Origin of the sequence: Micromonospora phaseoli, assembly GCF_900109115.1 — a bacterium.
Taxonomy (GTDB): domain Bacteria; phylum Actinomycetota; class Actinomycetes; order Mycobacteriales; family Micromonosporaceae; genus Micromonospora; species Micromonospora phaseoli.
Genome location: NZ_FNYV01000029.1, coordinates 1 through 3,937 on the forward strand (window position 1 = coordinate 1; position 3,937 = coordinate 3,937).

Below are 3,937 nucleotides of genomic sequence, written 5' to 3' on the forward strand. Positions count from 1 at the left end.
AACGGGAAGATCCATTCCGGGCGGGCTGCCGAGATCACCTGCACCCCGAAATGATCCATCATGGACGTCCGACGGAGTTACGAGACGTCCCTTAGATTAGGTCGCGTGCGTACCATCGCGAGCGACCGCCTCCTGCTGCGCCCCTGGCGCGATGAGGACGCCGACTTCCTTCTGGATCTCGAGTCGCGCTGGGCGGTCGTGCGATTCTTGGGCGCGCAGCCCACGATCATGAACAACCGCGAGGATGCCCTCGCCTCGATCGCACGCCGGTGCGCCATCGACGATCCGATCCACGGAATCTGGGCCGTCACCACAGCGGCGGACGGCCGGTTGGTGGGAAACCTCCTGCTCAAGCCGATCCCTCTGTCGGCCGGAGAACCGGCCGGAGGATCACCCGATGTCGAGATCGGCTGGCACCTGCACCCGGACGCCTGGGGGCACGGCTACGCCACCGAAGCAGCAGCGGCGGTCCTGGACGATGCATTCAGCCGGGGCCTGACGAGGGTCATCGCGGTCACGGATCCGGACAACCGAGCCTCCCAGGCCGTCTGCCGGCGGCTCGGGATGACGCACGTCGGCCAGACGACGAGGTACTACGACACGCCGAACGAACTCTTCGAGAAGATGGCCAACTGATCGGCAGATCGCCACGACCGCCTCCACGCTCGCCACCGTCACATCGGCACGTCCGGACGCTGCCAGCTGACGTCGACGTGACTTCGGTGATGAACCGATCGCGGCGAATCAGATGGTGGATCGAGAGGGTGCGGGGGCATGATCGTCGTGTGGATGCCCGCCGATCGGTCGTTCTGGTCAATGATCTGCGTTCGTTCGTGGACGGTCGCAGCGTCGAGGTGGCCCGGACGAGTGCTGCTGGAGTCGAGCTTCTCGGCCGGTACTGGGACAGGCGGCTGGACGAGTTGTGGCTGGACCACGACTTGGGAGGCGACGACACGATCTGGCCGGTCGTGGAGGTCCTGGAACGGGCCGCGTTCGAGGAGCGTCGCTTCGACATCGGCGTCGTCAACGTTCACTCCGCCAACCCTGGCGGTGCCGCGAGGATTGCGCAGGTCCTCCGGCACTGGGGCTATCGCGTCCGCGTCGCGTCGGGCTCCACGGCCGTCGGCTATCTCGACGGCCCTGCGGCGAGCTGATCGAAACGAACGCGCCATCGGCCGGCCGTCACACTCGGACGGCGGCAGATCCGTGCACCGCGAGCGGGGGTCGCCGCCGGTCGCGAGATCGCCCGCGGCGACCGGGTCCGCGGGATGGCCGCCGTACAGGCCGACTTGGTGCACCAGGGTGTGGTGTACGACGTGGAGGTCGACACCACCCACACCGAGTCGATCGTGTGCGCCACAACTATCGCGGCACGGCTGTAAAGGGCTGAACCTGCCTTTACGCAGCCACCGTCGTACACCCGCCGAGCGCGGACGGTGGCAGAAGACGATGTTGAGTCGGGCGCTGATTCAAACGACAGGCGTGGATCACGGTGCGGGTTGCAGTCGTCGTCCGATTGCTCGCGAGGTTGATTCAGAGGTCGGTGATGCTGCCGTTGACGGCGAAGGCGGCCACGGCGGCCAGCAGTGCGTCCAGGAATTCGTTCAGGTCCTCGGCGACGACGGTGACGCCGAAGTCGGCGGACCCGGAATAGATGCCCTGCTCGTATCCGCAATCCCGCAGCCGGTAGACGGTGCCGATGTCACCGACGGCGATGGCATACAGGGCTAACTCGGACTCTCGCACGTCCACGAGGGCCAGCGAGGGAGTCAACCAAAGCTGGAACGGGTTACGCGATCCAGATAGATATCACGCAAAGTGACGGACACTCCGACCTCAGGCGCGCTTCATCGGCGGCAAATCCGGACGCCGACTCGATTCATTGACTGGCCACCGATGGGAGGATTGGCGGTGTGATCGAACTGCCTGAGGGATCTTGGTGGGATTGGGACGTGCTGCACTTCGACGGCTCCCAGCTTCGGTTGGCCGCCGGACACGACCTGACCTACCACCATGATCTCGAGGTGGTCCTCACCGACGTCGCATACATGGCCTGCCCCACTCAGTTCTGGGATCCTTGGTTCCGGGAAGCCACCCGCGACGAGCGCGCACTGGTGCGTCGGCACGCCGGTGAAGAATCACCTGTGATCGTTGCGTTCGACGTCGATGCACCGGCCGCGGGTGATCTTCTCACCTGTCTCGTCACAGCAGGGTTGGTTGAGGTGGTGCCCGGCCTGGTCTACCGCTACTGGCGTGACAACCTGTCTGCTGGAGAACGCCTGGCTCCGCACGTACGGCCGCCAGAGCAATCGTAAGGTCCGCACCTCGCCGGGAGCCGCGGCTGCTACTGACGGCGACGCCCGCCACAGCGGAGAGCACGCACGATCGGCGAGGAACCATATGCGTGTACGCGATCTTGAGCAAATGAGAAGGCCTCGCGCGCGGTGGAGGCGTTGGACGTTGCAGTCAGCGGGCCGTCTGGGGGACCGAGACAGGGCTTGCGGCCGGCGGCACCCCGTCACCATTCCTGAAGTCAGGTGGACTGTTCCTCGTTCCACTTCCGCCGCTCTTGGATGAGAGTGCGCACTTCCTGCGGAACCGGATCGGGGAACGCGGGTGTTGATGCTGCGATCTCCTCAACCGCTTCCTCACCGATCACCTGGGCAATCGCATTCCAGAGCGCTGTACGAGCGCTGGAGAGCCGAGGACCGACGAACCACGCGGTCATGAACCGACCGAGCGTGTGGACGTCGGCCTCGCCTCCCGCCTCACGTGAGCCGATCCGGTCCAGCGAGACCACGACGCTCTCCAGGACACGAGCGATTTCAATCGCCTGCCCCAGCGGGAGTGCGACGATACGCCGGCCGTCCTCAGCTTCCATAGCCCGAAGAACACCACAGCACCATCGGCGTGATCAAGTGCCCGCACCTCGGCACGTCCGGATGGCACGTGCACCGGCTCGGTGGGACGCTGCGTAACGCACGCCTCGCGGCATCCGGATACTCGATTGTTCGCCTCAGGGCCTACGGCCTCGGCTGATCCAGCTGCCGCTCCTGCGTCAGGGCGGGTTGTCGGGGGCGGTCCGGGTTGACTCGATCGCCATGCTGAAACCGCAAGCCAACGTCCGGATCATCCGAGGAGAAGTTATGGGCAAGCCGGTCAAGACTGCCGCCGTTCTTGTCGGGCTCGGTGTCGGCGTTGCAATCGGTCCGTCCCTCGGTCCGGCAGCTGTCTGGTCTGGCGTCGCGATTGCCGTGCTCGGCGCCGCGCTCTGCCTGGTCGGTACGCACGAACGGGCGGCCGGGATTACCGGCACCCACCGGGATCTGCCTCTGGCACCGCCCACCCGGTCGGCTGCACCGAACGGAAATCCGAGCCCTCCCGCATGATGCAAGCGGAGCCGCCGCACGGGTCCCGATCTCGCAGGCGGACCGCCGAAGGCCGCCCGGTGTAAGCGGGTGATGACACCGCAGAGGTGCCCTTCGCAGGGCGCCCCGGAGTTGTGGGACTCGGAACAACCGCACAGCCATCATCGGCACGACGGTCACCGCCACGCTCGATCGGCGGCAAATGAGGATGCATGGACGGCTTGATCCGATCACTGCTCGTGGGTCGGCCTGCCGACATCCCCGAGTCTGTCCAGCAGCCGTTCCCGAGCGTGGTGAAGTCGGTCGGAGTAGTTGGGCATGAAGATCTCGGCGAGCGACCTATCCAACGTTCCCGCGATCGCGTATAGCGGCGACCAGACTGCACGCTCCTGGTTCACCAGGTCGTCAAACGTGGACGTACCCATCATCCGATCAAGCCAGTCGGACAGCACGAGCGCCTGATCCCTGGTGAGCTTAGGGCGTGTTTCATAAGTGGCTGCGTAGCCAGGTGTCGATGGTGGCGATGATGATGGTGGCTTCGTAGCGGACGGCGAGTTTGTCGTAGCGGG

The 3,937-nt window shown here is 65.5% G+C and carries 8 protein-coding genes; 4 read left to right on the forward strand and 4 right to left on the reverse strand.

Annotated elements, in window-relative coordinates; translation table 11 throughout:
- The first annotated feature begins 105 nt into the window (after positions 1-105).
- The 3 genes from BMY89_RS29685 to BMY89_RS29695 all read left to right on the forward strand — a co-directional run bounded on the left by BMY89_RS29685 (position 106) and on the right by BMY89_RS29695 (position 1,382).
- Positions 106-636, forward strand: a complete 531-nt coding sequence (locus tag BMY89_RS29685) for a GNAT family N-acetyltransferase (RefSeq protein ID WP_092383826.1) — start codon at positions 106-108, stop codon at positions 634-636.
- A 149-nt stretch (positions 637-785) separates the two neighbouring features.
- Complete coding sequence (locus BMY89_RS29690) at positions 786-1,154, forward strand: cyclic-phosphate processing receiver domain-containing protein (RefSeq protein WP_092383829.1); 369 nt, start codon at positions 786-788, stop codon at positions 1,152-1,154.
- 48 nt (positions 1,155-1,202) lie between these two features.
- Positions 1,203-1,382 (forward strand): phosphotransferase-like protein, encoded by a 180-nt coding sequence (locus BMY89_RS29695; protein ID WP_198414189.1) that lies wholly within the window; start codon positions 1,203-1,205, stop codon positions 1,380-1,382.
- 151 nt (positions 1,383-1,533) lie between these two features.
- Here the strand turns inward: BMY89_RS29695 and BMY89_RS29700 are convergent, their stop codons facing one another.
- Entirely contained in the window at positions 1,534-1,752 is a 219-nt protein-coding gene (locus BMY89_RS29700) for a hypothetical protein (protein WP_092383832.1), read from the reverse strand.
- A gap of 161 nt (positions 1,753-1,913) precedes the next feature.
- Between BMY89_RS29700 and BMY89_RS29705 the strand changes: the two genes are divergently transcribed.
- Positions 1,914-2,315, forward strand: coding sequence for a hypothetical protein (locus BMY89_RS29705; protein WP_139218051.1), 402 nt, complete (start codon positions 1,914-1,916; stop codon positions 2,313-2,315).
- A gap of 218 nt (positions 2,316-2,533) precedes the next feature.
- Here BMY89_RS29705 and BMY89_RS29710 read toward each other — a convergent pair whose 3' ends face one another.
- The 3 genes from BMY89_RS29710 to BMY89_RS29715 all read right to left on the reverse strand — a co-directional run.
- Positions 2,534-2,881, reverse strand: a complete 348-nt coding sequence (locus BMY89_RS29710; protein ID WP_092383838.1) for a hypothetical protein — start codon at positions 2,879-2,881, stop codon at positions 2,534-2,536.
- Positions 2,882-3,023: 142 nt separating this feature from the next.
- Complete coding sequence (locus tag BMY89_RS30210) at positions 3,024-3,320, reverse strand: hypothetical protein (RefSeq protein ID WP_139218052.1); 297 nt, start codon at positions 3,318-3,320, stop codon at positions 3,024-3,026.
- Between the two features lie 278 nt (positions 3,321-3,598).
- Positions 3,599-3,937 (reverse strand): hypothetical protein (locus BMY89_RS29715; RefSeq protein ID WP_232521628.1); only part of this gene is annotated, 339 nt, incomplete at its 5' end.

Bases quoted from the DNA above. Each gene is read 5' to 3' on its own strand.
- BMY89_RS29710 (WP_092383838.1), bottom strand. From the start codon at position 2,881: ATGGAAGCTGAGGACGGCCGGCGTATCGTCGCACTCCCGCTGGGGCAG.